The organism is Micromonospora sp. DT46 (genome assembly GCF_049841735.1).
GTDB lineage: Bacteria > Actinomycetota > Actinomycetes > Mycobacteriales > Micromonosporaceae > Micromonospora > Micromonospora reichwaldensis.
This window is the reverse complement of the sequence record NZ_JBNCKW010000004.1, coordinates 198,910-225,029: the sequence shown is the minus strand read 5'-3', so window position 1 is coordinate 225,029 and position 26,120 is coordinate 198,910. Positions and strand designations below refer to the sequence as shown.

The following is a 26,120-nucleotide window of genomic DNA, read 5'->3' as shown; positions in this document are numbered from 1 at the left end:
GGCTGGAAACAGCCCCTGGGAGTCTGTGTGAAGAACCTCCGTCGCAAGACACTGGCTGCCGCGTCCGCCGTGACGCTCGGCGTCGGCCTCGCCGTCGCCGGCGGGGTGGCCCCGGCGGCGTCGGCCGCCGGCCCGGACACCACGTTCCTGGTGCTCGCCCCGCAGGGTGACAAGACCGACAAGGCGGCCGCCCGCGTGGCCGCCGCCAACGGCACCGTGGTGGCCAGCTACGACCAGATCGGCGTGCTCGTCGTCCGGTCGACAAACCCCGACTTCGTCACGGACGTGGCGGGCGCGGGCGTCGACTCGGTGGCGTCCACGGCCGGCCTGGGCAGCGCCCTCGACGAGGGCGAGACCCTGGAGGTCTCCGCGGCCGAGGCGGCCAACACGACCGCCGACCCGACCAAGGAGCCCCTCTTCGGTCAGCAGTGGGACATGCCGATGATCGACGTCCCGCAGGCCCACGCCGTCAACGCCGGCCGCGCCGACGTGGTGGTGGGCGTGCTGGACAGCGGCATCTCGTCCAGCCACCCCGATCTGGCCACCCAGATCGCGAAGAACAAGAGCACGTCCTGCATCGGTGGCGTCACCGACACCACCGAGGCCGCCTGGAACCCGACCACCTCCGACCACGGCACCCACGTGGCCGGCACCATCGCCGCCGCCGTCAACGGCGTCGGCGTGACCGGGGTCGCCCCGGGCGTCAGGGTGGCCGCCGTCAAGGTGGTCAACGACGACGGCTACATCTTCCCGGAGGCCGCGGTCTGCGGGTTCATGTGGGCCGCCGAGCAGGGCATGCAGGTGACCAACAACAGCTACTACATCGACCCGTGGCAGCTCAACTGCCGCAACGACGCGCGCCAGCGTCCGGTGTGGAAGGCGGTCCAGCGGGCCCTGCGTTACTCGCAGGGCAAGGGCGTGCTGCACGTGGCGTCCGCGGGTAACAGCAACTGGGACCTCGCCCACAAGATCACTGACACGGGCAGCCCGAACAACGGGACGCCCGAGGAGCGCGCGAACCTCACCAACTCCTGCCTCATCCTGCCGGGCGAGGCGCCGGGCGTGGTGACCGTGTCGGCGGTCGGCCCGACCGGGCAGAAGAGCTACTACTCCTCCTACGGCCAGGGCGTGGTCGAGGTGACGGCGCCGGGTGGCGACACCCGCTTCCGTACCCGGGGGGTCAGCTCGACCTCCTCCGACGGCATCCTGTCCACCACCTACAACACCACCACGAAGACCAACGGCTGGGGTTACAAGCAGGGCACCTCCATGTCCTCGCCGCACGCCGCCGGCGTGGCCGCCCTGGCGGTCTCGGCGCACCCGGGCATGGCGCCCGGTCAGCTGTCGGCCTTCCTGGGCAACACCGCCGAGGCGATCTCGTGCCCCGGCGGCGTCTACAACCCGGTGCCGCTGATCGCGGCCGGCCCGAACGCCTACGACGCGAACTGCTCCGGCGGCAAGCGCAACGGCTTCTACGGCTTCGGCATGGTCAACGCGTACAACGTGGTGCGCTGACACCACGGCACGACAGTGGCAGGGCCCGGCGGTTCACCGCCGGGCCCTGCCCGTTTTGGCTGCTCACCCCGGGGGTACGGGAGAAGTCGTCAGCCGAGCGAGGAGGTCAACGGTGTCCACCGATGCCATCGTCCTGTTGAAAGAGGACCACAAGGAGATGCGCCGCCTGTTCAAGGCGTTCCAGGATGCCGAGGAGGGTCCGGCGGCGCGGCGGCAGAAGCTGGTGAACGAGATCCTGGAAGCCCTCACGGTCCACACCTACCTCGAGAACGAGGTGATGTACCCGGAGGTCCGCAAGCTCCTGCCCGACCTGGAGGACGACATCCTCGAGTCGTACGAGGAGCACCACGTCGCCGACGTGCTCTGCGCCGAGCTGTTCACCATGGACGCCGGCGACGAGCGCTTCAACGCCAAGACCACGGTGCTGATCGAGAACGTCCTGCACCACGTCGAGGAGGAGGAGCAGGAGTGGTTCCCGAAGGTGCGCGAGGCCCTCGGCCGTAAGCAGCTCCAGGAGATCGGCGAGCGGATGATCGCGCTGCGCGCGGACGCGCCGCGCAAGCCGACCGACCCGAAGGCGATCAAGAAGTCGCTGGACGCCGTGGCGGCCTGAGCGGACGAACCTCCACGGGCCCCGGTGCGCCGGGGCCCGTCGTCACGCCGGGGGCGCGGGCAGGATCCGCCGCAGCGCCGGGGGCGCGGCCCGGGGCCGCCACTCCCGCGGGTAGCCCACCGAGACCTCCTCGAAGCGCACCCCGTCGTGCCAGGTGGTACGGGGAATGTGCAGGTGGCCGTAGACCACCGCGGCGGCGTCGAAGCGCAGGTGCCAGTCGGCGGTGGACTCGGTGCCGCACCACTGGGCGAAGATCGGGTAGCGCAGCACCCGGGTCGGCTCGCGCAGCAGCGGCCAGTGGTTGACCAGCACCGTCGGCAGCCCCGGCTCCCGTTCGGCGAGCCGACGCGCGGCCTCGGCGACGCGGGCGGCGCACCACGCCGACCGGCTCGGGTACGGGTCGGGGTGCAGCAGGAACTCGTCCGTGCACACGATCCCCGTCCGGTACGCCTCCTCCAGCGCCGCCTCGGGGGTGTCGAACCCGTCCGGGCGCCAGCTGTGGTCGTAGAGCAGGAACAGCGGCGCCACCAGCACCGGGCCGCCCACCCCCCGCCACACCGGGTACGGGTCCTCCGGGGTCAGCACCCCCAGCCGCCGGCAGGCGTCCACCAGGTACGCGTAGCGCGCGGCCCCGCGCAGCGCCACCGGGTCGGCGGGCGGCGTCCACAGCTCGTGGTTGCCCGGCGCCCAGACGACCTTCGCGAAGCGGCGGCTGAGCAGGCCGAGGGCCCACTCCACGTCGGCCACGGTGTCGCCCACGTCCCCGGCGACCAGCAGCCAGTCCTGCGGCGACGCGGGGCGCAGCCCCTCGACCACCTCCCGGTTGCCCCGGTGACCGACGTGCAGGTCGCTGATGGCGAGCAGGCTGCCGCCCTCGCCGTCCTCCCCCGCCATGCCGCTGATCCTAGGCAGCGGCGCGCCCGGCCGCGAGGCCCCCGTCCCGGCGGCGGGCCGCACGACCCGCCGCCGGGACCCGCAAGGGGTCAGCTGCCGGAGCCCGGCTCGGCCATCCTGCGGTGCTGCGCCGCCTTGAGCTTGTCCGGGACGATTTTGCCGGCGGCGGTCTGCACCTTGTTGAGCAGCGAACCCGCGGTCACCGTCTGGTCGCCCCGCAGCATCGCCGCGAAGCCCTGCTCGGCCACGGTGCGCGGGTCGTCCTTGCGTCCCGAGCCGACCCGGGTGTCCGCCATCTCGGCACGGTCGAAGAACTCCGTGTCGGTCGGCCCCGGCATCAGCGAGGTCACCGTCACCCCGGTGTCCTTCAGCTCGTTGCGCAGCGCCTCCGCGAAGGACTGCACGAACGACTTCGAGGCGTTGTAGACGGCCTGGAAGGGTCCCGGCATGGTGGCGGCGATCGACGAGGTGAACAGGACCCGCCCGGCGCCGCGCCGCACCATGGCGGGCAGCAGCAGCTTGGCCAGGTGCACCGTCGAGCGCACGTTCAGGTCGACGACGGCCAGCTCGTCCGCGAGCGTGGTGCCCCCGACGAACTCCCCACCGGCGCCCCGCCCGGCGTTGAGCGCCAGCGCGTCGACCGGGCGGCCGGCCGCGGCCACCGCCGCCGCCAGCTCCTCGACCCCCTCGGCGCGGGTCAGGTCCACCCGGACGGGATCCACCCGCGGCCCCCTGTCGCGCCGCAGCCGCTCCGCCACGGTGCCGATCCCGTCGTCCTCGGCGGCGACAACCAGGTCGTACCCGTGCTCGACGAACTGGACCGCCAGCTCGTACCCGATGCCGCTGGACGCGCCGGTCACCACGGCGAACGGCCGGTCCGTGCCCGATGTGGTCATCTGCTCGTCACTCCCCTCGTCGGCGGGCGGCCCGCGCACCCGAGGCCGTCCCGGATGTGCTGTGCCCCGGTCCGGGCCGCCCAACCCCCACGTCCGCACCCGCCCACCTCGCCGGGGACCCGCCGCCGGGGCGAGGTGGGCCGGGAACCGCCGAGGTCGACCCGGTAGGATCGGCGCGGGCCGTGACTGGCGCGTAGGGATGGAGAACCATCGGGAAGCGGTCCCGTCATGAGGACGCATGCCGAGCGCCTGGGCCTTCCGCACGTCACTGGAGGTCGCATGTCGTCGCTGAACGCCGAATCCACCGCCTTCCGCAGCGCCCTCGAGGTGATCCGCGCCGTCGAGCCCCGGGTGGCCGACGCCATCGGCGCCGAGCTCGCCGACCAGCGCGAGTCGCTCAAACTCATCGCCAGCGAGAACTACGCCTCCCCCGCGACCCTGCTGACCATGGGCAACTGGTTCAGCGACAAGTACGCCGAGGGCACCGTCGGGCGCCGCTTCTACGCGGGCTGCCAGAACGTCGACACCGTCGAGGCGCTCGCCGCCGAGCACGCCCGGGAGCTGTTCGGCGCCGCCCACGCGTACGTGCAGCCGCACTCCGGCATCGACGCCAACCTGGTGGCGTTCTGGGCGATCCTGGCCGACCGGGTGGAGTCGCCGGCGCTGAAGAAGGCCCAGGTGCGGCAGGTCAACGACCTGACCGAGGCGGACTGGTTCGCGCTGCGCCGGGAGCTGGGCAACCAGCGGATGCTCGGCATGTCGCTGGACGCCGGTGGCCACCTCACCCACGGGTTCCGGCCGAACATCTCCGGCAAGATGTTCGACCAGCGCAGCTACGGCACCGACCCGGTCACCGGCCTCGTGGACTACGACAAGGTCGCCGAGGCGGCCCGCGAGTTCAAGCCGCTGATCCTGGTCGCCGGCTACTCGGCGTACCCGCGGAAGGTCAACTTCCGGATCATGCGGGAGATCGCCGACTCGGTCGGCGCCACCTTCATGGTCGACATGGCGCACTTCGCCGGCCTGGTCGCCGGGAAGGTCTTCACCGGCGACTTCGACCCGGTGCCGCACGCGCACATCGTCACCACCACCACGCACAAGTCGCTGCGCGGCCCGCGCGGCGGCATGGTGCTCTGCCAGCCCGAGCTGGCCGACCAGGTCGACCGGGGCTGCCCGATGGTGCTCGGCGGCCCGCTGCCGCACGTGATGGCCGCCAAGGCCGTCGCCCTCGCCGAGGCCCGCCGCCCCGACTTCGCCGACTACGCGCAGCGGATCGTCGACAACGCGCAGGCGCTCGCCGAGGGGCTGCTGCGTCGCGGCGGCAAGCTGGTCACCGGCGGCACCGACAACCACCTGGTGCTGATCGACGTCTCCGGCTACGGGCTGACCGGCAGGCAGGCCGAGCAGGCGCTGCTCGACTCGGGCATCGTCACCAACCGCAACTCCGTCCCGCAGGACCCGAACGGCGCCTGGTACACCTCCGGTATCCGGATCGGCACCCCGGCGCTGACCAGCCGGGGCCTGGGCACCGCGCAGATGGACGAGACGGCCGAGCTGATCCACACTGTGCTCAGCCAGACCAAGCCGGGCGCCAACCCGGACGGCACCCCGTCCAAGGCCAAGTACGTCCTCGACCCGGCCGTCGCCGACCGGATCAGCAAGCAGGCCAGCGACCTGCTGAGCGGCTTCCCGCTCTACCCGGCCGTCGACCTCGGCTGAGCGCCGCCCACCGCGACGACGCCGCCGGCCACCCTCGGGTTCCGGCGATCGTCGCAGCACCCCACCCCCTGGGGACAGCGATGACGTCGGCATCGACAAGCGCCCGGTGATCGGTGGCGCAACGGCCGGAACCCGGGTGGAAGCAGGATGGGGGCGGCGCCGGTGACCCCGGCACCGCCCCCTGTCCGAGGGGTACGTCGATGAACTCGGTCGCACCGTTCGTCGCATCGGTGATGTCGCCGGGATGCACCACGTCGTCGTGGCGGTAGTTCGTCCAGGACACCTGGCCTGCGCGGCGGTCATCGGCGGCTACAGCCGCTCGAAGCTCTCCATGCCGGCGAGTTCGAGCACCTCGGTCCGGGTCGCCGGGCATTCCTGCCGGGTCTGGTCGTCGATCTGACGGCCGGTCGGCACGGCGCCCTGCTTCTCGTACCAGGAGTAGAGGTTCACGGTGAGGTTGGCCATCGTGCCCGTCTCGGAGCCGATTCCCCTCAGCGTCGGCAACTGGCCGTCCAGGTAGGCACACACCTCCTTCGCCGACACCGGCGTCGAGCCACCGGCCGGAGCGGATCCGATCGCGCTGGGCGCGGCGTCGGCTGCTGCGGGGGTGCCGGCCGTGGCCCCGGAGGGCTCGGGCGCGCCGCCGTCGGCACAAGCCGTCAGGGCGAACACGAGACAGAGGGTCGGCGCGAGCATTCGGATCGATCTCATCGGTTCTCGTCCTGACATGGTTGTCGGTGGTGGGCGACCGGCGGCGGGGCCGGGGCGGACGGCTTGTCAGCCTTGGCGGCGATCGCGGTGACGAGCCAGAGGCCGGCGGGTAGTCGGTAGCCGACGCCAGGTTCACGAAACCGGTCGAGCAGCCGGGCCGCCCCCGCCCGGGCCGAAACCTGCCCAGCCAGCGGAGCCGCCCGGTACGCGGCACCGGCGGGGCCGACCTCGATCAGCCACTCGGCCACCGCATCGGCGTCGTCCGGAGCATTCATGACGACGTCACACGGCGTGATCGTGACCGCGGTCAAACCGGCGACGGTGAGGACGCGGACGAGCCGCGCCGGGTCGGCGAAGGAGAACGGACCGGGCTCGTCGCCCACCGGCAGCGGTGGTAACGGCCCGAGGTGCGGTGCTGCGCCGAGCAACGCCGCGGACATCCACGGGTTGACGCTGCCGTCGCGGAAGACGGTCGCGGCGAGGCGCCCTCCCGGGCGCAGGGACCGCCGGATCGTGGTGCAGCCGGCGACCGGATCCGCCAACAGCATCAGGGCCATTCGCGAGTACGCCGCGTCGAACGGTGCCCCCGGCACGACATCGAGGGTCTCGATGTCGGCCGCGTGGAACCGGATACCCGGGTACCGGTCCGTGGGGAACCGTTGCCGGGCGGCGGTCACCATCGCCTCGGCGATGTCGATACCAACCGCCGCGCCGGTCTCGCCGACCGCCGCGGCGAGTTCGGCCGTGGTGCCACCGCAGCCGCAGCCCACATCAAGGATGTGTTCGGCGGGCCGCGCGGCCATTCGCTCCATGGCCGGCGCTCCCAGCGGCCGGCCGATCTCGTCCTGCCGATCGGCGTGCCGAATCCAGCCAGCCGCCGCTCCCGTCCAGAAAGCGGTGTTGTGGGACCGCAAGGTGGCGGCGTCGGCCATCAGAACGGCATCTCGGCACCGTCGACGCTCAGCGATCGGAAGCTGGCCGCCTTCGTCGGGTCGAAGCCGTCCTCCTGCGCCGCCAAGCCTGCGGCCCGAACCAGCCGTTCGGACTGGAACCGACGGAACGCGGCTTCGTCCTGCCAGATGTTGATGATCCGCCAGCCACCCTCGGTCGGACCGGCGACATGGGCGACGAGTCCCGGCGGCCGGTCCGGTCCGAGGTGTCGCTCCACCTGCTGGTACTCCGCCTCGCTGACGCCGGGCATCTCCTGCAACACACCGAACGGCATGGCCGCTCCTTTAGATAGAGTCAGAATCTATCCAATAGAGCACTACACTTGACCAGTGGTTGTCAAGAGACGCTATGACTCTTCCCGGCGGCAGGAGCAATCCCGACAGACCCGGCGGGCGATCCTCGAAGCGGCTGGTCGGTTGTTCGTCGACCCCGGCTACGCGGCCACGCCGCTGACCGTCGTCGCCGCGGAAGCCGGCGTCGCGGTCCAGACGCTCTACGCGGTGTTCGGCAGCAAGCGGCAACTGCTCTCCCATCTGGTTGACGTCACCCTGGCCGGTGACGACGAACCGGTGGCCCTGCCGGACCGGCCCTTCGTCGCCGAGATCCGCGCGCTCGCCGATCCCCGCGCCAAGCTCGCCCGCTACGCCCGCCATCTGGTCGAGGTGAACGCCCGGCAGGCCCAGGTGATGCTCGCGTTGGCCGCAGCGGCCACAGCCGATCCGGACGCCGCCGCGATCTGGCGCAAGAACATCGAGGAGCGCCGCCGCGGCATGGCCATGTTCGCCGCGGAACTCGTCGGCACGGGAGCCCTCCGCCCTGACCTGGACGTCGAACAGGTTGCCGACATCCTCTGGCTGGCCCAGGACGTCCGCAACTTCGACTGGCTCGTCCGGCAACGCGGATGGCCGCTGGAGCAGTACCAGCGGTGGTATGTGGACACCGTCAGCGGCGCCACCATCGCCGGTGCCGAATAGCGGACAGGCTCAGCCACTCGGGGACTCGAACCTCGACCTCTTCGATCCAACCAGGAGAAGGAAGCGCCCCATGGCGTCCTCGCAGCCAGGACGGGCATGGTCGAACAGCAGCACGACGCAATCCGCTCGAGCCGTGGTCCCACGGCTGACGCGTCACGGTGTCGCCGAGATCAAGGTCCTGTCCTCGCACGGTGGCGGAGGGTGCGGAGGCGGTGCAGGACGTCGGTGCCGCCCCGGCCGAAGTGGTCGTGCAGGGCGCGGTACTCGGCGTACAGGTCGTCGTAGGCCGCCGCCCGGGCCGGGTCGGGTTGCCAGGTCTCGCGCCGGCCGGCGCCCATCGCCGCCGAGGCGGCCGGCACGTCCGGGTACGCCCCGGCGGCGACCGCCGCGTGGATGGCCGCGCCCAGCGCCGCCGGGTGGGCGGAGTCCAGCACGTGCAGCGGCCGGCCGAGCACGTCGGCGTAGATCCGCAGCAGCAACCGGTTGGCGGTCAGCCCGCCGGCCACGGTCAGCTCGTCGACGGCCACCCCGGCGGCGGTGAACGCGTCGACGACGGTCCGGGCGCCGAAGGCGGTGGCCTCCAGCAGCGCCCGCCAGATCTCCTCGGGGCGGGTGGCGAGGGTCAGTCCGACCAGCACGCCGCTCAGCTCGTGGTCCATCAGCACCGAGCGGTTGCCGCTGTGCCAGTCCAGGGCCAGCAGCCCGTGCCCGCCCACCGGCTGGTCGGCGGCCAGGGCGTCCAGCAGCTCGTACGGGCTGAGCCCACGGCGGCGCGCCTCGTCGGCGTAGCCGGCCGGCAGGGCGGTGCGGGCGTACCAGGCGAAGATGTCGCCGACCCCGCTCTGTCCCGCCTCGTAGCCCCAGGCCCCGGTGGTGACGCCCCCGTCGACCACGCCGCAGACGCCGGGCACCTCGCGGTACGCCGCCGCGTTCATGATCAGGCAGGTGGAGGTGCCGAGCACCGCAAGCATCCGGCCGGGCTCGACGGCGCGGGCCGCCGCGGCGGTGACGTGCGCGTCGATGGCGCCCGCCGCGACGGCGGTCCCGACCGGCAGCCCGGTCCACGCGGCGGCTGCCGCGGTGAGCCCGCCGGCCCGGGCGCCCACGGGCACGAGCGGACCGTCGACGCGCGGCAGCAGGCCGTCGAGGCGGGGGTGCAGGGCGCGCAGGAACTCCGCCGACGGGTACCGCCCGTCCTGCCGCAGCCCCTTGTAACCGGCGGCGGAGACATTGCGGGTCTCCCGGCCGCAGAGCTGCCAGACCAGCCAGTCCGTGGTCTCGATCAAGCGCTCCGCCCGGTCGAAGACCGCCGGGTCCTCCTCCAGCACCTCCAGCGCCTTGGCGAGCTGCCACTCGGCGGAGACCCGGCCGCCGTAGCGGGGCAGCCAGCGCTCGCCGCGTGCGGCGGCGACGTCGTTGATCCGGGCGGCCTGCCGCTGGGCCGCGTGGTGCTTCCACAGCTTCGGGTACGCGTGCGGCCGGCCGCCCAGGTCGGGCAGCTCGCAGAGCGGGGTGCCGTCGGCGAGGGCGGGCAGCATCGTGCAGGAGGTGGCGTCGACGCCGACGCCGCACACGTCCCCGGGCCGGATCCCGGCGGCGCGCAGCGCGGCGGGCACCGCGACGCGGAGCACCTCGCGGTGGTCGTCGGGGTGCTGCAACGCCCAGTCCGGTGGCAGCGGCGTGCCGTCGGGCAACCGCTCGCTGATCACCCCGTGCCGGTACGGGTGGACCGCCTCGCCCCGCACGGCGCCGTCGGCGACGTCGACCACGACCGCCCGGCCGGAGAGGGTGCCGAAGTCGACGCCGACGACGAACCGGGCCGGCCCGGCCCCCGGCCGCGCCGCGCCTTCTCCTGCCGCCACGGCTGCTCCCTCCCGCCGCGGCGCGCCGGCACCCGGGCGGGCGACCGGTCGGCGGCGGCGGGAGGAAACGGTAGCAACACCGCCGCGCCCGCGGCACGTGACCGACAGCCGGCGGCCCGCCCGGGCCGGAGCCGGGGCGGCGGGGAGGGAGGGGTGGGCCGGGGCGTCAGGCCACCGGCCGCTTCAGGTGGTAGCGGTGCACCTCGGTGCTGCCCTGGACGTTGTTCACGTCCTCGGCGGCGGAGACCAGTTCCCAGCCCTCCCGGCCGGCCCGGTTGAGGTGCGCGATCGCCGTGTCGCCGTACGCGGTGATGTCCCGGCGCGACCCGTCCGGGCCGTACCAGGTGAAGCTGACGTGAAAGGCGCGGCCCTGCCCCTGATAACGGCGGACCAGCAACGCGTACTCCCAGGCGACCATGGCGTCCATTATGAGTGTCCACCCAGGACGGCGGAACACGGGCAGTCGCGCTTTGCCATGCGGTGAACGCGGTGTGTCATCCCACCTCGGCGTTCGCCGCCCGGCGGGCCGTCTCGTCGGCGACCAGCGCGGCCAGCCGGTCCAGCCCGAGGTCGATCTGCTCCGGGGTCACGGCGCTGACCGACAGCCGCAGCGCGTCGACCGGGGCGCCGTCGTCGTAGAAGTGCGCCATCGGCGTCCAGAGCAGGCCGTACTCGCGGGCGGAACGGTGCAGCAGCGCGTCGTCGACCCCGAACGGCACGGTGACCACGACGAAGAACCCGCCGGCCGGGACGTTCCACCGCACCGGCGAGGTGCCCGCCGGGAAGCGCCGGGCCAGGCCGTCCACCAGGTGGCGCAGGTTGCGTCCGTACGCGGCCCGCTCCCGGACGGTGGCCGCCACGAGGCTGCACCCGTGCTCCAGCAGCGCCCCGCCGACGACCGCCTGGGCGATCGGCGAGGTGTTCACCGTGACCATGCTCTTGATCTTGGCGAGCTGGTCGGCGAGCAGCCCCACCGTGCCGTCGGCGCCGGCGACGCGCTGGTCGGCGACCACGTAGCCCACACGCGCGCCGGGCAGCACCGTCTTGGCGAACGAGCCCAGGTAGACCACCCGCCGCGCGGTGTCCAGCGCCTTCAGCGTCGGCGGCCGACCGGACTGCGTCGGCGGCCGACCCGACTCCGCGGCGGGGAAGAGACCGTACGGGTTGTCCTCCAGCAGCAGCAGATCCTCCTCGGCGGCCAGGTCGAGCAGCCGCCGCCGGTCGGCCAGGCCGATGCTGGTCCCGGACGGGTTGGCGAAGTCCGGCATCACGTAGCAGGCGCGCGGGCGCAGCCCCGCCGCCCGGGCGAGGCGCACCTGCTCGCGCAGGTCGGCCAGGTCGATCCCGGCGGGGCCGCCCCGCACCGGCCGCACCGGCAGGTCCAGCAGCCGGGCGGCGCCGGTCAGCCCCACGTACGTCGGGGCGACGGCGAGCAGCACGTCGCGCGGGTCGGCCCGCAGCGCCCGCAGCACCAGGAACATCGCCTCCTGGCAGCCGACGGTCACCACGATCGCCTCCGGGTCGACCGTCACCTGCTCGTCGACGGCGAGGTTGCGGGCGACGAGGTGGTGCACGATGCCCTTGGTGCGGCCGTACTGCAACAGCGTCCGGTGCACCTGCGCGGGGCTCTGCCCCAGGTCGTCGGCCAGGTGCCGGCGGAACGTCTCCAGGCGCCGGTGCAGCGCCGCGACGTCGAAGAACTCCTCGTACGGCCGGCCGGCCGCGAGCGACACCGCGTCGGGGTAGTGCTGGGCCACCTCGTTGAGGAAGTTCATCGAGTTCAGCGCCGGGTCGTCGACCGCCGGGTGCAGGTCGGCCACGCGCAGGTCCACCGTCTCCGTCACCGGTCAGCCCTCCCTGATCACGCGCAGCTCGCGGGCCGCCTCCGGGTCGGCGCAGCCGGCCAGCGCGAGGGCGTCGCGGAACTCGCCGGCCAGCAGCGCCAGCGCCGTACGCGCCCCGGCCTCGCCGCCGGCGGCGAGCGCCCACAGCATCGGCCGGCCGACCAGCACCCCCCGCGCGCCGAGGGCGAGGGCGCGCAGCACGTCGACGCCGTCGCGTACGCCGCTGTCCAGCAGCACCTCGCACCGGTCCGCCACCGCCGCCACCACCTCCGGCAGCACGGTCGCGGTGGCCGGCGCCCCGTCGAGCTGCCGGCCGCCATGGTTGGAGACCACCACGGCGTCCGCGCCGGCGGCCACCGCCAGCTCCGCGTCGCGCGGGTCCAGCACGCCCTTCACCACCAGCGGCAGGGCCGTACGGCCGCGCAGCCACTCCAGGTCGGCCCAGGTCAGCGCGGGCGCGAAGACCTCGCCGGTGTGCGCGGCGATGGCCGAGACCCCCGGGGTGGCGGTGTGCGCGAGGTCGTCCCGGCCGGCCGGCAGGTTCGCCGCCACGACCTGCGGCGGGATGGCGAACGCGTTGCGCACGTCGCGCCGCCGCGGGCCGAGGATCGGCACGTCCACGGTGACCGTCAGCGCCGTGCAGCCCGCCGCGTGCGCCCGCTCCAGCAGGTCGGCGACCAGGCCCCGGTCACGCAGCCAGTAGAGCTGGAACCAGACCGTCGCGCCGGTCTCCGCGATCTGCTCGATCGGCACGCTGCTCAGGGTGCTGGCCACGTACGGCACGTCGGCCGCGCGGGCGGCGGCGGCCAGCGCCAGCTCCCCGTCGGGGTGCACGAGCCGCTGGTACGCCATGGGCGCCACGGCCACCGGCATGGCGTACGACGCGCCGAGCAGCCGCGCCCCGGTGCGGGGGGTGTGCACGCCGCGCAGCACCCGGGGCAGCACGGCCACCCGGTCCAGCGCGCGGCGGTTCGCGGCGAGCGTCGTCTCGGCGCCGCTGCCGCCGTCGACGTAGTCCCACACGTCGGGCGGCAGCACCGCCCGGGCCGGCCCCGCGAAGTCGGCCAGGCTGGCCGGCGACGGCTGCGCCACCGGCAGGTCCGACTTCGGCAGTACGCCCTCCACCATCACCGCTCTCCCTTCCCACCGGCGCCGCCCCCACTGACGGTCGCCGCGCTGCCGGCCGTTCCACCGCCCGGCTTGCCGAGCCGGCCGCGCAGGAACGCGGCGGCCTGGTCCTGGGCGCGGCGGCCGTCGTCGAACGCTCCGGGCATCGCGAAGAAGCCGTGGATCATGCCGGCGTACCGGGTGAGGGTGGTGGGCACGCCGGCCTCGCGCAGCCGGTGCGCGTACCGCTCCCCCTCGGCGCGCAGCGGGTCGTGCTCGGCGGTGATCACCAGCGCCGGCGGCAGACCGGTCAGGTTCGCGGCGAGCAGGGGCGACGCCAGCGGGTGCCGCGCGTCGGCCGGGTCGGTGAGGTAGTGGCCCCGGTACCAGGCGACCGAGCGGCGGTTGAACAGCAGCGGGTCCTCGCCGTCGCCGTCGGGTACGGCGCTCTGGTCGGTGTTCGGGTACACCAGTAGTTGCGCGGCGAGGCGGGGCCCGCCGCGCTCCCGGGCCAGCAGGGTGACGGCGGCGGCGAGGTTGCCGCCGGCGCTGTCCCCGCCGACCGCCACGCGCTCCGGGTCGACGCCGAACTCCTCCGGGTGCGTGGCGAGCCACGCGGTGGCCGCGTGGCAGTCGTGCACGGCGGCGGGGAAGGGATGCTCCGGGGCCAGCCGGTAGCCGACGGTGACCACCTGGCAGGGCACCGCGTTGGCGAGGCGCCGACAGATGCCGTCGGCGGTGTCGACGCTGCCCAGCGTCCAGCCGCCGCCGAAGAAGTAGACCAGGGTGGGCAGCGGCCCCTCCCCCGCCGGCCGGTGGATGCGCACCGGCAGGTCGCCGGCCGGGCCGGGCACGTGCGTGTCGCGTACCTCGCGCACCGGCTCGACCGCGCCGCCGCCCGCGCGGATCGCGGCGAGGTCGGCGGCGCGGGCCTCGGCCAGGGTCTGGGTGTACAGCGGCGGGGTGCCGGCCGCCGCGCGGGCGGCCCGGTACGCCGCCACCTGCGGATGGACGCTCACGCGGGCCCTCCTCGGGTAAGGCGGCGGGGGTCGCCCGCCGCCCGCGCCGGTGTCACAGGTCGAGCAGTCGCAGCGGTACGGCGTTCGCCAGCGCCTGGTTGCCGGCGTCGTTCGGGTGGATGTGGTCGCCCGAGTCGTACGCGGGCAGCAGCCGGCCCGGCTGCGCCGGATCGCGCAGCACCCGGTCGAAGTCGAGCAGCCCGTCGAACTCGCTGCTGCCGCGCAGCCACGCGTTCACCGCCTGCCGGGTGGCCTCCTTCTCCGGAGTCCACACCCCCGGGTTGCCGTGCCCCTCGTACGGGGTGAGCGTGGCGACGAGGCTGCGTAGGCCGCGCGCCTTCACCTGCTGGTTGACCTGCCGCAGCGAGGCGATGATCTGCTCGGCGGAGTCGCCCGACATCCAGACGTCGTTGATGCCCAGGTGGGTGATCACGGTCCGGGCGTCGGTCTGTGCGAAGACGTCCTCGTCGAGCCGGGCCAGGGCGTTGGGGCCGAGTTCGTGGTACCCGGGGAAGCCGCCCGCCCCGGGCTCGGGGCCCTCGTGGTTGAGCCGGTTGCCGGCGAGGCTGAGGTTGAGCACCCCCGGGGTGCGTACGTCCGGGCGGGCGTCGATGAGCCGGTCGGCGAGCAGGTCGGGCCAGCGCTTGTTGGCGTTGACGGTGCTGCCGTTGCCGTCGGCGATGGAGTCGCCGAAGACCACCACCGAGCCAGGGCTGTGCCGGCGCTGCACGTCGATGCCCGACAGGAAGAACCAGCAGCAGTTCGGTCGGATCGTGAACCCGGCCCCGCCGGCGGCGGAGGTCAGGTCGCTGGCGCCGATGAAGTTGGTCTGCCGGGACTGGCCGTGGAAGGTCACCGGCCCGGTGGGGGTCGGAAAGTGCACCGTCAGCACGAGGTCCTGCTGGTCGCCGACGGGCAGCGCGACGGGGTCGCTGACCAGCTCGGCGCCCCGGTTCATGGTGGCCGAGGTGGCGCCGCCGAAGGTCAGCGTCCGCAAGGTTGAGGGATCTATGTCGGACAGGTCGTCGGGGGTCGCGGTGTTCGGCTTCGCGACGGTGGCGCGGCCGACCCGGACGGCCTGCTCGCCGTAGGAGTTGCTGAGCCGGACCCGGAACCGCTCTCCGCCGACGGTGGTGTGCACGACCATCCGTACGCTCTGGTCGTTGAGGCCCGTGTTGGTCAGGCCGGTCGCGTTTCCCCTGGTGACCGCAGCGGCCCAGCTGCCCGCCCAGACCGTGCGCCGGTGGGACGCCCCGGTGTCCGCCGGACCGGCGCTGGCCACCATCGCCGGGGCGCCGGCGACGAGCAGGGTGGCCGCGGCCGTGATGACATGCCATCTCTTCGGAGTCGACATTGAACCTCCATCGTTGGCAGCCCAGGGCCGTCCGCTGACGGCACCGCCTGGACGATGGTCCAGAAACCTAGCCGTCCCGTTTCACGACCGTCAATCAACCTGATCGACGCGATCAAATGTCCTCCGGTCCGCCCGGAGCGCCGTTCAGGCTCTGTCCGGTGACAGTCGGTGGTACCTACGCTCACGGACGGCGGCGGTGCGCCCGCCCGGCCGCCGCGCCGTGCCGGGCCGCCCGGCACACGGCCACACTTCTGCGGCGAGGGGGCTGTCGGATGACCGACCGAGCGGAACGACGGGCCGGCTACGTGCACCGGGCGCTGGAGCTCTTCGCGGGCTTCGGCGACCGGGAGGCGCTGATCGGAAACGGACACCGGCTCAGCTACGCCGAGGTCGCCGCGCAGGTGCGTGGGCTGGCCGCGACGCTGCTCGGGCACGGCGTACGGCCGGGGCAGGCGGTGCTGTTCGCGCTCGGCAACCCCGTGGAGGGGCCGCTGGTGCAGCTCGCCCTGCACCTGCTGGGCTGCCGGACGATGTGGGTCGCCCCGGTGACGTCCCGCCGGGAGGTCGACGAGTTCGTCCGGCTGGCCCGTCCCGACGCGTTCGTCTTCGACGCCCGGGACCCGGCCGGGCAGGGCCCGGAGCTGGCCGCCGGGCTGTCCGGCGTACCCGTGCTCTGCCTCGGCCCGGGCGGCGCGGGCCCGGACCTCCTCGCCGCGGCGGAGCGCGCCGGGGCGGTCGAGCTGCCGGCCGACGTGCCGGCGCCGGAGTCGTTCCTGCAGACCAGCGGCACCACCGGCACGCCGAAGCTGGTGCACCACCGGGAGAGCTTCTACGCGCAGATCCTCGCCCTGGCCGCCGACTTCCGCGCCGCCGGGCACCCGCCGCTGCGACACCTGTCGCACTCGCCGATGTGGCTCGCCAGCGGCCAGATCACCACGCTGTTCAACCTCTTCACCGGCGGGGTGCTGTTCCCGCGCGACGGCTGGGACCCGGCGCGGTTCATCGGGACCGTCGACCGGGAGCGGATCAACTCGACCTTCGTCACGCCGCCGATGCTCTACGAGGTGCTCGACCACCCGGCCCTCGACGGCGCGGACTTCTCCGCCATGTCCATGTTCAACGTGGGCGCCGGGCCCGCCGCGCCCGCCCGGCTGCGCCAGGCGATCGCGCGCTTCGGCCCGGTGCTGCGGATCGTGTACGGCCTCAGCGAGGCCGTCGTCGTCACCGCCCTGCCGGGGCTGACCGACGACCCGGCGCGCCCGCAGCGGCTGCGCTCCTGCGGGCGCCCCTACGGCGACGTGCGCGTCGATATCCGCGCCGAGAACGGCACGGTGCTGCCGCCCGGTGAGAACGGCGAGGTGTGGGTGCACACCGGCCTGCGCTTCGCCGGCTACCACGGCCAGCCCGAACTGACCGCCGAGACGCTTGTCGACGGCTGGGTCCGCACCCGCGACGTCGGGCACCTCGACGCCGACGGCTACCTCTACCTCGTCGACCGGTTGCAGGACCGGATCCTCACCCGGCGGCGCAGCTGGCCGATCCACTGCCGCCCGATCGAGGACGTCCTGGCGGGACACCCCCAGGTGCGGGCGGCGGCGGTGATCGGCGTACCGGACGAGGCGGCCGGCGAACTGCCGTACGCCTACGTGGTGCCGGCGCCCGGCGCGACGGTGACCGCCGGGGAGCTGATCGACCTGGTGACCGCCGAACTCAGCGACACCTGGGCGCCGGGCGGGGTGGCGTTCGTCGACCGGCTGCCGCTCAACCGCTCGGCCAAGGTGGACAAGCGCGCGCTGCGGACCCGGTACGCCGCGGGCCACCCGTCGTCGGTCGAGCACCCGGAGGCGTCGATCGGCAGCCTGGCGTGACCCCCCGGCGGGAACTGACCGTCCTGGTCGCCGCCGACCTGATCTCCAACCTGGGCAGCCGGATATCGGTGGTGGCCCTGCCCTGGCTGGTGCTGGAGACCACCGGCAGCCCGGCGAAGATGGGCGCGGTGGCCGCCGCCGAGACGCTGCCCTACCTGCTCTCCAGCGCCCTCGGCACGCCCTGGGCGGACCGGATCGGCCTGCGCCGGACCGCCATCCTGGCCGACGCCGGCAGCGCGGGGCTGATGGTGGCGGTGGCCCTCACCCCGTGGCTCGGCTTCGGCGCGCTGCTCGCGCTGGTCGCCCTGGTGGGCGCGCTGCGCGGCGTCGGCGACCGGGTCAAGCAGGCGATGTTCCGCCCGGTCGCCGAGGCCGCCGGGGTGCGGCTGATCCGGCTGACCTCCGTCTACGACGGGCTGGGCCGGCTGGTCACCCTGCTCGGCGCGGGGCTTGGCGGCCTGCTCGTCTGGTGGTTCGGGGTGACGCAGGCGCTGCTCATCGACGCCGCCAGCTTCGCCGCCTGCGCCCTGCTGGTCGGCCTGCTGGTCCGGCCGCCGGCCGCTGCGACGGGACCGGCGGCGCCGGAGGGCTACCTGCGCGCGCTCGCGGGCGGGTTCCGCCACCTGGGCCGCGACCGGATGCTGCTGACCATGCTGCTGGTGATCTCGGCGCTGAACATGGCGGTCAACGCGAGCATCGCGGTCTACATCCCGCTCTGGGTGGCCGACGTGCTGCGCGGCCCCGCCGGGCTGGGCCTGCTGCTCGGGGCGTTCTCGGCCGGCGCGCTGCTGGGCAACCTGCTGTTCACGGCGTACGCTCCCCGGCTGCCCCGGTACCTGACCTTCGTGGTCGGCGCGGCGCTCGGCGGCGCCCCGCGCCTGCTGGTCCTGGCGCTGAGCGAGGAGCTGGCGGTGGTGCTGGCGGTGACGTTCGCCTCCGGCATCGGCATCGCGGCGGTGAACCCGCTGCTCGGGGTGGCGATCTACGAGCGGGTGCCGGCCGCCTTGCAGACCCGGGTGATCGGGCTGGCCGGGTCGCTGGCGTTCGCGGGCCTGCCGCTGGGCGCGCTGCTGGGCGGCTGGTCGGCCACCGCGCTCGGCCTCGCCCCCGCCCTGCTGGTCATGGCGGCGTTCTCCCTCGTGGTCACCCTGCTGCCGCTGCTGCCCGGCCTGCGGCCACGGTCGACGGCGGCGCCGGCCGAGCGGGCGCCGGGTGTCGTGGGCCGGGCGTAGGGTCGGGCCACGGCCACCTGGGAGGACGTACGCCGGAACGCGTGGGTCTGCCGGAGACGGGCGAGCACCCGTCCTACCAGGGGGCGCCGGCGTGGAGGCGGTCACTCCGCCGGGGAGGCACCGCCGAGGCCCGCTCGGCCTGTCGCCACGTCCGGTGCCGGTGGCCCGCGCCGGCTGCGCAAGCCAGGCAGATCGCGGCGGCTGCGACGAGCGTGAGGCGTTCGCCGAAGTGGACGATGGCGGAGCCGAGCGGGATCGCCAGCGCGACGGGGCCGAACATCGCGGTGTTGGCAGTGCCGGACACCCGGCCGAGCATCGCTGTCGGCGTGTGCGTCTGCACTGCGGTCACCGCAGCGACGAGGGCCCAGGGCAGGCCGATGCCGGCGACGACGGAGGCGGTAACCGTGCCGGGCCACCAGGGCAGGCAGCGCACCAGGCAACTCACGGCGAAGAGCGTCGTGCCGGCCGCGCCCACGGTGACCGGGCTCGACCGCGCGATGAGCCGGCCGACGACGAGGCCGCCGACGACGGACCCGGCCCCCTGCGCGCTGAGCAGCACGCCGAGGAACGTCGTCGGTAGGCCCAACCCGGTGGTGACGATCGCGTAGTTGGCAGCGGTGGTGAAGCCGGACATGGCGATCGACACGGCGGCGAGCACGACGGTGACACGCAGCGCCCGATGCGCGAAGAGGACGGCGAGTCCCGCGCGTACGCCGCGAGGCCGGTCGGCCGGCCGGACGGGTGGCAGCCGCTTCAGCCGTACGGCCGCGTACAGGACGGCGACCAGGACCGGCGCCGCCGCGCTGAGCAGGACGACGGCGTGGCCCCCGCGCCACGCGTAGAGGCCCGCGCCGACCAGGGGCGCCACGAGCTTCATGCCCTCCTGGGCGCTCGAACGCCAGCCGTTGACGTTTCCGAGTTCCGTGGGCGACAGCGCGGAGGGCAGCAGCGCCGACTCGCCCGCGTCGATCAGCACATAGCTGAGGCCGTAGGCGCAGGACACCAGGAAGATGAGCCACGTCTGGTCCGGCCCTCGTACCGCGAGGAGACTGAGCAGTACGGCGGACAACGCGAGGTTGACGGCCATGACCAGCGGTCGCCTCGGCGCCCGGTCGAGCAGAGCTCCCAGCCAGGGGCCGCCGAGGACCGGGGCGTACACGCAGAGGCCGGCGAGGGCCGCGAGACTGACGGAGCCTGTGAGGTCCAGGATCCAGATCCCGGCGACCAGTGACATGGCGCTGCTGCCGAAGCCCGACAGCAGCGAGATCGCGATGAACAGCGTGGCGTTGCGGCGCACGGGTCCTCCAAGGTTGAGTCATGTCGGCTCAAATCCTCAACCTTGAGTGAGACCCAGGCAATACTGCCGCAACTCGTCAATATGTCGTTGACAGCAGGTCGTCCAGAGTCGACGCGGCGGCCCGCACCGGTGCCGGCAACCGTCCACCTTCCATGTCGGGCAGGTCGGCCAGGTCGGCCGCGAGGAGCGACGCCAGCGCGTACAGCGAGCCCGGACCGGCGTCCAGGGCCGCCTCGGCGGTCCTCCTCACGAGAGCCGCGCGCCGGAACCGCGCATCCCACCGCCGGTCCGCGTCGATCCAGCGCTGGAGGTCGAAGACCGCGCCCCGGATCGCCGCGATCCGGGCCGAGTATCCGAGATCCCGTTCCTGCCGCCGCGACCGCCGCGCGGCCACCAGGCGCTGCCGGCGCTGCTCCGCGGCCTGCCGACTGCCCAAGCCGAGCGCGGCGGCGATCTGAGCCCACGTCGCACCCAGGTGACGCGCGCGGTCGATCAGCTCCAGCTCCCGCTCGTCCAGCCGCGCGCGGTCGGCCGTGACGGTGGACAGCTCGCTCAGCTCGGGGGTCACATGTCAACGCTACATTGACACGCGGACCGCGCGTCGTCCGTGGCAGCCGGGCACCGGAAGCCGACCGACTGTAGCGTCGCATCAGTCCGCCCGGCCCTTCTCCGGCTCCCGGACGTCGGCTAGCGTGCCGGCATGCCATCGACGTTGGCCGAGGCGACGGATCCGTGGTGCCTGCGCGACGGGGAGAGCGCGGCGCTGCTGCGCGACCACCCGTGGCGGCGCTTCGCGGTGCTGGGCGACAGCGTGGCCGAGGGGCTCTGCGAGCCCGTCGACGGCTATCCCGACGTGCAGTGGGCGGACCGGATCGCCGCCGAGCTGCGCGCCGTCCGGCCGGAGCTGGCGTACCTCAATCTGGGCCTGCGGGGGTTGCGGGCGCACGAGGTGCGCGCCGCCCAGCTCGCCCCGGCGCTGGCGTTCCGCCCCGACCTGGCGCTGGTGGTCTGCGGCGGCAACGACGCCTTCACGCGGGGGTACGACGCCGACGCGGTGGACGCCGAACTGACCGCCATGATCGAGGCGCTACAGGCCGCCGGGGCCGACGTGATCACCGTCGGGATGTTCGACGTCTCACTCAGCCCCGCCGTGCCCGAACGGCACCGCGCCGGCCTCGGCGAGCGGATGCGGCGGCTCTCGGCGCACACCGGGGCCCTCGCGGAACGGCACGGCACCCTGCACGTGCGGCTCACCGACCACCCGCTCACCGCCGACCCGACGATGTACAGCAACGACGGCCGGCACGGCAGCGCCCGCAGCGACGCGGTCGCCGCGGCCGAGACCGTCCGCCGCCTCGGCGCCCACCTCGCGCCCTGACCCGGCGTCGACCAGCCGGTGACGCGACTCAGCGGTGCTGGACCCACACGTTCGGCTCGATGTAGGTGCCCTGGTCGCGGTCGAGGTCCACGCGCAGCAGGCTGAGGCCGTCGGGGATGACGTAGTCCCCGCTGTCGGGGAAGGCCAGGCCGGTCCACTGCTGCCACTCGGCGACGGTGCCGGTCATCGTCTGCGACCGGGGCGCCATGGCGATCAGCCGGGCCCCGAGCCGCCAGTGGGTGCGCAGCCAGGGATCGAGCGGGGAGCCGTCCTCCCGGGTCCAGGCGGCGAACCGTTCGATCGGGGTCAGCGGGTAACGCGCCTTGAGCGTGGGCCGCACCGGGGCGATCACCCGCGACCAGCCGCGCTGCTCGGCCACCGACCGCAGCGCCGTGAGCAGGTCGCCGGCCAGGCCCTGGCCACGCAGGTCGGAACGCACCTGGGCGGCCATCACCACGAGGGTGTCGGGGGCCTCGTCGCGGTCGTGGCCGGTGACCGCGCGGCGCAGGGAGTCGGTGTAGCCCTCGGGCAGGTGCGCCGGGTCGCCGTCCCAGCGGAGCGGCACCGCCCACCCTGCGGCGACGAGGTCGCCGTCGCCGTCGAGCAGCACGAGTTCCAGGTCGGCGAACACCTCCCGCACCCGGCCGAGGTACCGGCCGACCTGCCGGTCGGCCGTGATGAACGCCGGCCAGCCACCCGCGAACAGCCGGTCCATCTGGTCACCCGGGCGCGGCCGTGCCCGCAGCGGCTCCACGACGGTACGCATGGACGCCTTCCTACCAGGACGGTCTCCGGCCGCACCACGTCAATAAGTCGGCGCGGCGATCGGCAGCCCGACGCTGCCGGCATCGACGCGGAACCGTCGGCGGGCCATCAGATGTCGGTCTTCCGCGAGCCGACCTGGACGTGGTCGCGGTAGGTGAGGGCGATCAGGTCCGCTTCCAGGTGGTCGCGGTCGGCGTCGTCGAGGATGGCGCCCCACAGGGGTGCGCTGTTGCTGCCGTCGGCGGCGGCGATGACCATGCGGACGATCGTGGGTTCGAGGCCGTCGTCGAGGAGAGCCTCCCGCCACTGTTGCGCGTCCTGCTGTGCGAGCGCATCCAGGCCGGGTTCGAACATGAGATGCGCGGCGAGGGCGATGTGGTCACGTAGCCCGGTGAGGTCGCCGGCGTGGGCGAAGCTCACGCGGATGTACGCCCTCGTGAGCCTGCCCGGCATTCCTTCCTCCTCCTCGGTCGCGGCCTGTTCGACGTCGTGTCGGAACTGGCCCATCAGATGGTTGGCCAGACCGCTGAGGAGTTCTTCCTTGTTCGGGAAGTGGTAGAGCAGACCGCCCTTGGACACGCCGGCTGCCTCGGCGATGTCCGAGACGGGCACCGCGGTGCCATGCCTGCTGATGAGACGCGCGGCAGCGTCCAGGATGAGCCGTCTTGTCTCGGCTGCGCTGCGCCCAGCGGTCCGTGCCACGATGACGTCCTTCCTCCCCGGTACGAACCCGGGGTGTCAGTGCTCCGCTGGCGCAGCGTCCCTGTCGTTCGGGATGAGCGTGAAGGCCACGATCGCGGCGATCACCATGACCGCGCTCGCGATCAGGGTAGTTGCCTGCATGGCGGACACGAACGCCTCCTGCGCGGCCTCCAGCGCCGCGCTGCCGGGCTCCAGGACCGTGTCGGCCGCCGCCAACGAGTCCTCGGCCCGGATCGCAACCCCGTCGGCGACACCTGCGGGGAGGGTGAGGTGGAAGCGGTAGAGCACGGTGATGACGGAGCCCAGGATGGCGATGCCGAGGGCGACGCCGAGCTCGTAGGCGGTCTCCGCGACCGACGCCGCCGCGCCGGCCTTGGCCGGGCGGACCGCGGACACCACGGCGTCGACGCTGAGGGTCTCGGCCACGCCGATCCCCAGGCCCAGCGGGACCACGGCGAGCAGCACCCAGCCCAGTTGCTCGCTGCCTTCCAGCGCGGCCAGGATCGCCAGTCCGACAGCCCCGGTCAGCAGGGCGACGGCGATGGCTCGTCCCCGCCCGAGCCTGGTGAGAAGGAACCCGACGGCCGCGACCGCAGCCATCGCCGCTACCGCCGCGGGCAGTTGCGCCAGTCCCGCCCGCAGGGGACTGAGTTCGCGGGCGAGTTGGAGGTACTGGGAGAAGAAGAACAGGACGCCGCTGAGGGCGAACACGGAGATGAAGTTCACCAGCACCGCCCCGCTGAACGCCGGATTGCGGAACAGGTCCACCTCGATCATCGGCGAGTCGACCCGCCGCTGACGGCGCAGAAACAGCACCCCGCCGACCACGCTCGCCACGATCGCGACGGTGGCGGTGACGCCGAACGTGCCTCCGGTGAGCTTCTTGACCGTGTACACGAACGGGATGATCGTCAGCATCGACAACCCGCTGGAGATCAGGTCGAACCGGCCGGGGGCGGGGTTGCGGGACTCGGGCAGGAGCCACCCGCCGACGATCAGCACGAGCAGCATCACCGGGAGGTTGATCAGGAACACCGAGCCCCACCAGAAGTGCTCCAGCAGCGCCCCGCCCACCAGCGGGCCGAGCGCGATGCCACTCGCCGCCGCGGCCGACCAGATCGCGATCGCCCGCGTCCGCTCGATCTGATCGGTGAAGATGTTCCGGATCAACGACAGCGTCGAGGGCATGATCGTCGCACCCGCCACGCCCAACAGCAGACGAGCCGCGATCAACGCCTCCGCCGAGGGGGCGAACGCCGCCAGCGCCGAGGCGAGTCCGAACGCGGCCGCACCGACGAGCAACAACCGCTTCCGCCCGATCCGGTCGGCCAGGTTGCCCATCGTCACCAGCAGACCGGCCAGGGCCAGGGAGTAGATGTCCCCGATCCACAGCACCTGCGTCGCCGTCGGCGACAACTCCGCGGTCAGCGACGGCACCGCCAGGTAGAGCACCGTGGCATCGATCGCCAGCAACGACACGGCGCCAACCAGTACGGCTAGCGACGCCCAGCGACGCGTGGGGCTCAACGCCGCACTCATCCGCATCTCCCTAGAACTAAACCGTCCCGCCGGTACAGTTTTACCAGGGAGGAGACCGGAACGACGAACCGTCCGGCTGGTGCAGACGTACCGGATCACCGCGTCGGTGCTGGTGAGACTCGCCGAGTCCGACGTGGCGCGGCTGGCCGCCGACCGGGCCGTGGCGGTGGCTCCGAGGTGGCGCGCGGCGGCCCGGCGCCGGCCGGCGTGGCGCACCTGGCCGCCCTGGTGGGCCTGACCCGGTGACCGCGCCGACCGGGACCGTCCGACGACGCCGTCCCCCGTTGCGTCGACGTCGTCGGCGGGCCGTGCCGCTCGCGACGGCGGATCACTCCCAGCGGAAGTAGCGGGCCGCGAACCCGCCAAGCACCACGGTGAACGTCGCCATCACGGCCAGGTGCAGCAGCGTGGGCCAGGAGCCCGCCCAGGCGTCCTGCACGGCCTGGGACGCGGCGCCCAGCGGGGTGAAGTCGGCGATCTTCCGCACCAGGTCGGGCATCAGCGGCCCCGGCGTCCACACCCCGGCGAAGAACATCATCGGGAAGTAGATCAGCTGGCCGACCCCCGACGAGGCCCGGGCGCTCGGCGTGACCGCCGCCACGAGCAGCGCGACGGCGCACATCGCGCTCGACCCGAGCGTGAACGCCAGCACGAAGCCGACCACGTTGCCGGGCGGGGAGACGTCGAAGACGGTCGCCGCCACCAGCCAGGCCAGGCCGCAGGCGACGAGCAGTGCGGCGACGTTCACGGCCACCTGCGCGACGAGCAACGCCATCGGCGAGACCGGGGTGGTCGACAGCCGGCGCAGGACGCCCCGCTCGCGGTAGCTGGCCACCACGGCCACCAGCGTCACCATCGTCACCGTCGCGATGGCCAACGTCATGGTGATCGGCAGGTAGATCTCCACGGGACGCCGGCCGCCCAGCTCCTCCGACGGGTCGCGGGTCCCCGGCATGGCCAGGCCGAGCACCAGGATCAGCAGGGCCGGGAACGCGATGGCGAAGAACGTACCGACCGGATCCCGGAGGAACAGCTTCGCCTCGACGCGGACGATCTTGGCAAGGGCGGTCATCAGAGGCTCCTGGCAGAGGTGAGGGAGAGGATCGCGTCCTCGAGGGTGGGCCGTTCGACGCCGGGCACCTGGGCACCCGCGATCAGGTTGCGGGGAGTGTCGACGGCGACGACCCGGCCGGCCACGACGACCGCCAACCGGTCACAGAGGCGCTCCGCCTCGTCCATGAAGTGGGTCACCAGCACGACCGTGACGCCACGGTCCCGGACCTGCCGGACCAGCTCCCACGTGTCCCGCCGCGCCTGCGGGTCCAGGCCCGTGGTCAGCTCGTCCAGGATCGCCACCGACGGGTTGCCGACCAGGGCGAGCGCGATCGACAGCCGCTGCTTCTGGCCGCCGGAGAGCTTCGCGAACACCGTGTTCCGTTTGGCGGCCAGGCCCAGCTCGTCCATCAGCTCCCGCCAGTCGGCCGGGTGCGGATAGAACGAGCTGTAGAGGTCGAGCGCCTCCCACACCTTGATCCGGTCCGGCAGCTGGCTCTCCTGGAGTTGGATGCCCAGCTTCCGCCGCACCGCCGCGCGGTCCCGGTACGGGTCCAGCCCCAGCACCCGTACCGTCCCCGAATCCGGGGTCCGGAGCCCCTCGACGCACTCCACGGTGGTGGTCTTACCGGCGCCGTTCGGGCCGACCAGCCCGAAGATCTCACCCTCCTCCACGCTCAACGACACGTCGGCGACGGCCACCTGGTCGCCGTACTGCTTGCGGAGGTTGCGCACCTCGATGACTGACATGCCGGCAACGCTAGGAATCTCCTCGGCCGCGGATAATGGGTCCAGCCGCCCGATGGGGGTGTACCCAGCCCCACCCC

At 73.4% G+C, this 26,120-nt stretch carries 25 protein-coding genes, 1 pseudogene and 1 riboswitch; of the genes and pseudogenes, 8 read left to right on the top strand and 18 right to left on the bottom strand.

All coding sequences use genetic code 11. From position 1 onward, the window contains the following. The first annotated feature begins 27 nt into the window (after positions 1-27). Positions 28-1,515: a S8 family peptidase gene (locus ACLQ20_RS12445; protein WP_425855559.1), complete on the top strand. Its 1,488-nt coding sequence runs from the start codon at positions 28-30 to the stop codon at positions 1,513-1,515. Between the two features lie 112 nt (positions 1,516-1,627). Continuing rightward, positions 1,628-2,128 (top strand): hemerythrin domain-containing protein, encoded by a 501-nt coding sequence (locus tag ACLQ20_RS12440; RefSeq protein WP_327028624.1) that lies wholly within the window; start codon positions 1,628-1,630, stop codon positions 2,126-2,128. 42 nt (positions 2,129-2,170) lie between these two features. On the opposite strand, the gene ACLQ20_RS12435 is transcribed toward ACLQ20_RS12440, so the two are convergent. Together ACLQ20_RS12435 and ACLQ20_RS12430 are read right to left on the bottom strand one after the other, a co-directional pair. Next, entirely contained in the window at positions 2,171-3,022 is an 852-nt protein-coding gene (locus tag ACLQ20_RS12435; protein ID WP_327028625.1) for a metallophosphoesterase family protein, read from the bottom strand. An 89-nt stretch (positions 3,023-3,111) separates the two neighbouring features. Next, the gene (locus ACLQ20_RS12430) at positions 3,112-3,918 is read right to left on the bottom strand and encodes an SDR family NAD(P)-dependent oxidoreductase (protein WP_425855555.1); all 807 of its coding nucleotides are present in this window, start codon (positions 3,916-3,918) and stop codon (positions 3,112-3,114) included. A gap of 172 nt (positions 3,919-4,090) precedes the next feature. Further along, positions 4,091-4,180, top strand: a riboswitch (ZMP/ZTP riboswitch). 17 nt (positions 4,181-4,197) lie between these two features. On the opposite strand from ACLQ20_RS12430, the gene ACLQ20_RS12425 reads away from it, so the two are divergent. After that, positions 4,198-5,637 carry a glycine hydroxymethyltransferase gene (locus ACLQ20_RS12425; protein WP_327028626.1) on the top strand — a complete coding sequence of 480 codons (1,440 nt, stop codon included), beginning with the start codon at positions 4,198-4,200 and terminating at the stop codon, positions 5,635-5,637. A 309-nt stretch (positions 5,638-5,946) separates the two neighbouring features. Here the strand turns inward: ACLQ20_RS12425 and ACLQ20_RS12420 are convergent, their stop codons facing one another. From ACLQ20_RS12420 to ACLQ20_RS12410, 3 genes are all read right to left on the bottom strand, one after another. Then, positions 5,947-6,348, bottom strand: coding sequence for a hypothetical protein (locus ACLQ20_RS12420; RefSeq protein WP_425855553.1), 402 nt, complete (start codon positions 6,346-6,348; stop codon positions 5,947-5,949). After that, on the bottom strand, positions 6,345-7,160 hold the full coding sequence (locus ACLQ20_RS12415) for a class I SAM-dependent methyltransferase (protein ID WP_425855551.1): 816 nt from the start codon (positions 7,158-7,160) through the stop codon (positions 6,345-6,347). The genes ACLQ20_RS12420 and ACLQ20_RS12415 overlap by 4 nt, the downstream gene beginning before the upstream one ends. A gap of 119 nt (positions 7,161-7,279) precedes the next feature. Continuing rightward, the gene (locus ACLQ20_RS12410) at positions 7,280-7,573 is read right to left on the bottom strand and encodes a hypothetical protein (protein ID WP_151453554.1); all 294 of its coding nucleotides are present in this window, start codon (positions 7,571-7,573) and stop codon (positions 7,280-7,282) included. Positions 7,574-7,628: 55 nt separating this feature from the next. Here ACLQ20_RS12410 and ACLQ20_RS12405 point away from each other — a divergent pair, with 55 nt between their 5' ends. After that, positions 7,629-8,273: a TetR/AcrR family transcriptional regulator gene (locus ACLQ20_RS12405; protein ID WP_225852043.1), complete on the top strand. Its 645-nt coding sequence runs from the start codon at positions 7,629-7,631 to the stop codon at positions 8,271-8,273. Between the two features lie 170 nt (positions 8,274-8,443). On the opposite strand, the gene ACLQ20_RS12400 is transcribed toward ACLQ20_RS12405, so the two are convergent. The 6 genes from ACLQ20_RS12400 to ACLQ20_RS12375 form a co-directional block, all read right to left on the bottom strand. Next, positions 8,444-10,135: a ribulokinase gene (locus ACLQ20_RS12400; protein WP_425855549.1), complete on the bottom strand. Its 1,692-nt coding sequence runs from the start codon at positions 10,133-10,135 to the stop codon at positions 8,444-8,446. A 166-nt stretch (positions 10,136-10,301) separates the two neighbouring features. Then, positions 10,302-10,562: a hypothetical protein gene (locus ACLQ20_RS12395; RefSeq protein WP_132234668.1), complete on the bottom strand. Its 261-nt coding sequence runs from the start codon at positions 10,560-10,562 to the stop codon at positions 10,302-10,304. A 67-nt stretch (positions 10,563-10,629) separates the two neighbouring features. Then, positions 10,630-11,910, bottom strand: a complete 1,281-nt coding sequence (locus ACLQ20_RS12390; protein WP_425855918.1) for a PLP-dependent aminotransferase family protein — start codon at positions 11,908-11,910, stop codon at positions 10,630-10,632. Between the two features lie 72 nt (positions 11,911-11,982). Beyond that, positions 11,983-13,107, bottom strand: a complete 1,125-nt coding sequence (locus ACLQ20_RS12385; RefSeq protein ID WP_358121838.1) for an alpha-hydroxy acid oxidase — start codon at positions 13,105-13,107, stop codon at positions 11,983-11,985. Further along, positions 13,107-14,105 (bottom strand): alpha/beta hydrolase, encoded by a 999-nt coding sequence (locus ACLQ20_RS12380; RefSeq protein WP_425855547.1) that lies wholly within the window; start codon positions 14,103-14,105, stop codon positions 13,107-13,109. Before ACLQ20_RS12380 ends, ACLQ20_RS12385 begins: the two co-directional genes overlap by 1 nt. 52 nt (positions 14,106-14,157) lie before the next feature. After that, the gene (locus tag ACLQ20_RS12375) at positions 14,158-15,432 is read right to left on the bottom strand and encodes an SGNH/GDSL hydrolase family protein (protein ID WP_425855917.1); all 1,275 of its coding nucleotides are present in this window, start codon (positions 15,430-15,432) and stop codon (positions 14,158-14,160) included. A gap of 299 nt (positions 15,433-15,731) precedes the next feature. Here ACLQ20_RS12375 and ACLQ20_RS12370 point away from each other — a divergent pair, with 299 nt between their 5' ends. Together ACLQ20_RS12370 and ACLQ20_RS12365 are read left to right on the top strand one after the other, a co-directional pair. Then, complete coding sequence (locus ACLQ20_RS12370) at positions 15,732-17,327, top strand: AMP-binding protein (RefSeq protein ID WP_425855545.1); 1,596 nt, start codon at positions 15,732-15,734, stop codon at positions 17,325-17,327. Then, the gene (locus ACLQ20_RS12365) at positions 17,324-18,559 is read left to right on the top strand and encodes an MFS transporter (protein ID WP_425855543.1); all 1,236 of its coding nucleotides are present in this window, start codon (positions 17,324-17,326) and stop codon (positions 18,557-18,559) included. The genes ACLQ20_RS12370 and ACLQ20_RS12365 overlap by 4 nt, the downstream gene beginning before the upstream one ends. Before the next feature lie 73 nt (positions 18,560-18,632). Here ACLQ20_RS12365 and ACLQ20_RS12360 read toward each other — a convergent pair whose 3' ends face one another. Together ACLQ20_RS12360 and ACLQ20_RS12355 are read right to left on the bottom strand one after the other, a co-directional pair. After that, positions 18,633-19,856, bottom strand: coding sequence for an MFS transporter (locus tag ACLQ20_RS12360; RefSeq protein ID WP_425855541.1), 1,224 nt, complete (start codon positions 19,854-19,856; stop codon positions 18,633-18,635). A gap of 76 nt (positions 19,857-19,932) precedes the next feature. Then, on the bottom strand, positions 19,933-20,424 hold the full coding sequence (locus ACLQ20_RS12355) for a hypothetical protein (RefSeq protein ID WP_327028637.1): 492 nt from the start codon (positions 20,422-20,424) through the stop codon (positions 19,933-19,935). Between the two features lie 132 nt (positions 20,425-20,556). Between ACLQ20_RS12355 and ACLQ20_RS12350 the strand changes: the two genes are divergently transcribed. Continuing rightward, positions 20,557-21,234, top strand: a complete 678-nt coding sequence (locus ACLQ20_RS12350; protein ID WP_425855538.1) for an SGNH/GDSL hydrolase family protein — start codon at positions 20,557-20,559, stop codon at positions 21,232-21,234. Positions 21,235-21,262: 28 nt separating this feature from the next. Here ACLQ20_RS12350 and ACLQ20_RS12345 read toward each other — a convergent pair whose 3' ends face one another. From ACLQ20_RS12345 to ACLQ20_RS12335, 3 genes are all read right to left on the bottom strand, one after another. After that, the gene (locus ACLQ20_RS12345; RefSeq protein ID WP_425855535.1) at positions 21,263-22,000 is read right to left on the bottom strand and encodes a hypothetical protein; all 738 of its coding nucleotides are present in this window, start codon (positions 21,998-22,000) and stop codon (positions 21,263-21,265) included. Positions 22,001-22,107: 107 nt separating this feature from the next. Then, a complete protein-coding gene (locus tag ACLQ20_RS12340) occupies positions 22,108-22,701 on the bottom strand; it encodes a TetR/AcrR family transcriptional regulator (RefSeq protein ID WP_425855534.1) in 594 nt (197 codons plus the stop codon). Positions 22,702-22,737: 36 nt separating this feature from the next. Beyond that, entirely contained in the window at positions 22,738-24,240 is a 1,503-nt protein-coding gene (locus tag ACLQ20_RS12335; RefSeq protein ID WP_425855532.1) for an MFS transporter, read from the bottom strand. Between the two features lie 79 nt (positions 24,241-24,319). Here ACLQ20_RS12335 and ACLQ20_RS12330 point away from each other — a divergent pair, with 79 nt between their 5' ends. Then, the gene (locus ACLQ20_RS12330; protein ID WP_192581422.1) at positions 24,320-24,478 is read left to right on the top strand and encodes a hypothetical protein; all 159 of its coding nucleotides are present in this window, start codon (positions 24,320-24,322) and stop codon (positions 24,476-24,478) included. A 90-nt stretch (positions 24,479-24,568) separates the two neighbouring features. Here the strand turns inward: ACLQ20_RS12330 and ACLQ20_RS12325 are convergent, their stop codons facing one another. Together ACLQ20_RS12325 and ACLQ20_RS12320 are read right to left on the bottom strand one after the other, a co-directional pair. Beyond that, a complete protein-coding gene (locus ACLQ20_RS12325; RefSeq protein WP_425855530.1) occupies positions 24,569-25,312 on the bottom strand; it encodes an ABC transporter permease in 744 nt (247 codons plus the stop codon). 29 nt (positions 25,313-25,341) lie between these two features. After that, positions 25,342-26,043: pseudogene (locus ACLQ20_RS12320) on the bottom strand (ABC transporter ATP-binding protein); the annotation flags it as partial. Positions 26,044-26,120 lie beyond the last annotated feature (77 nt).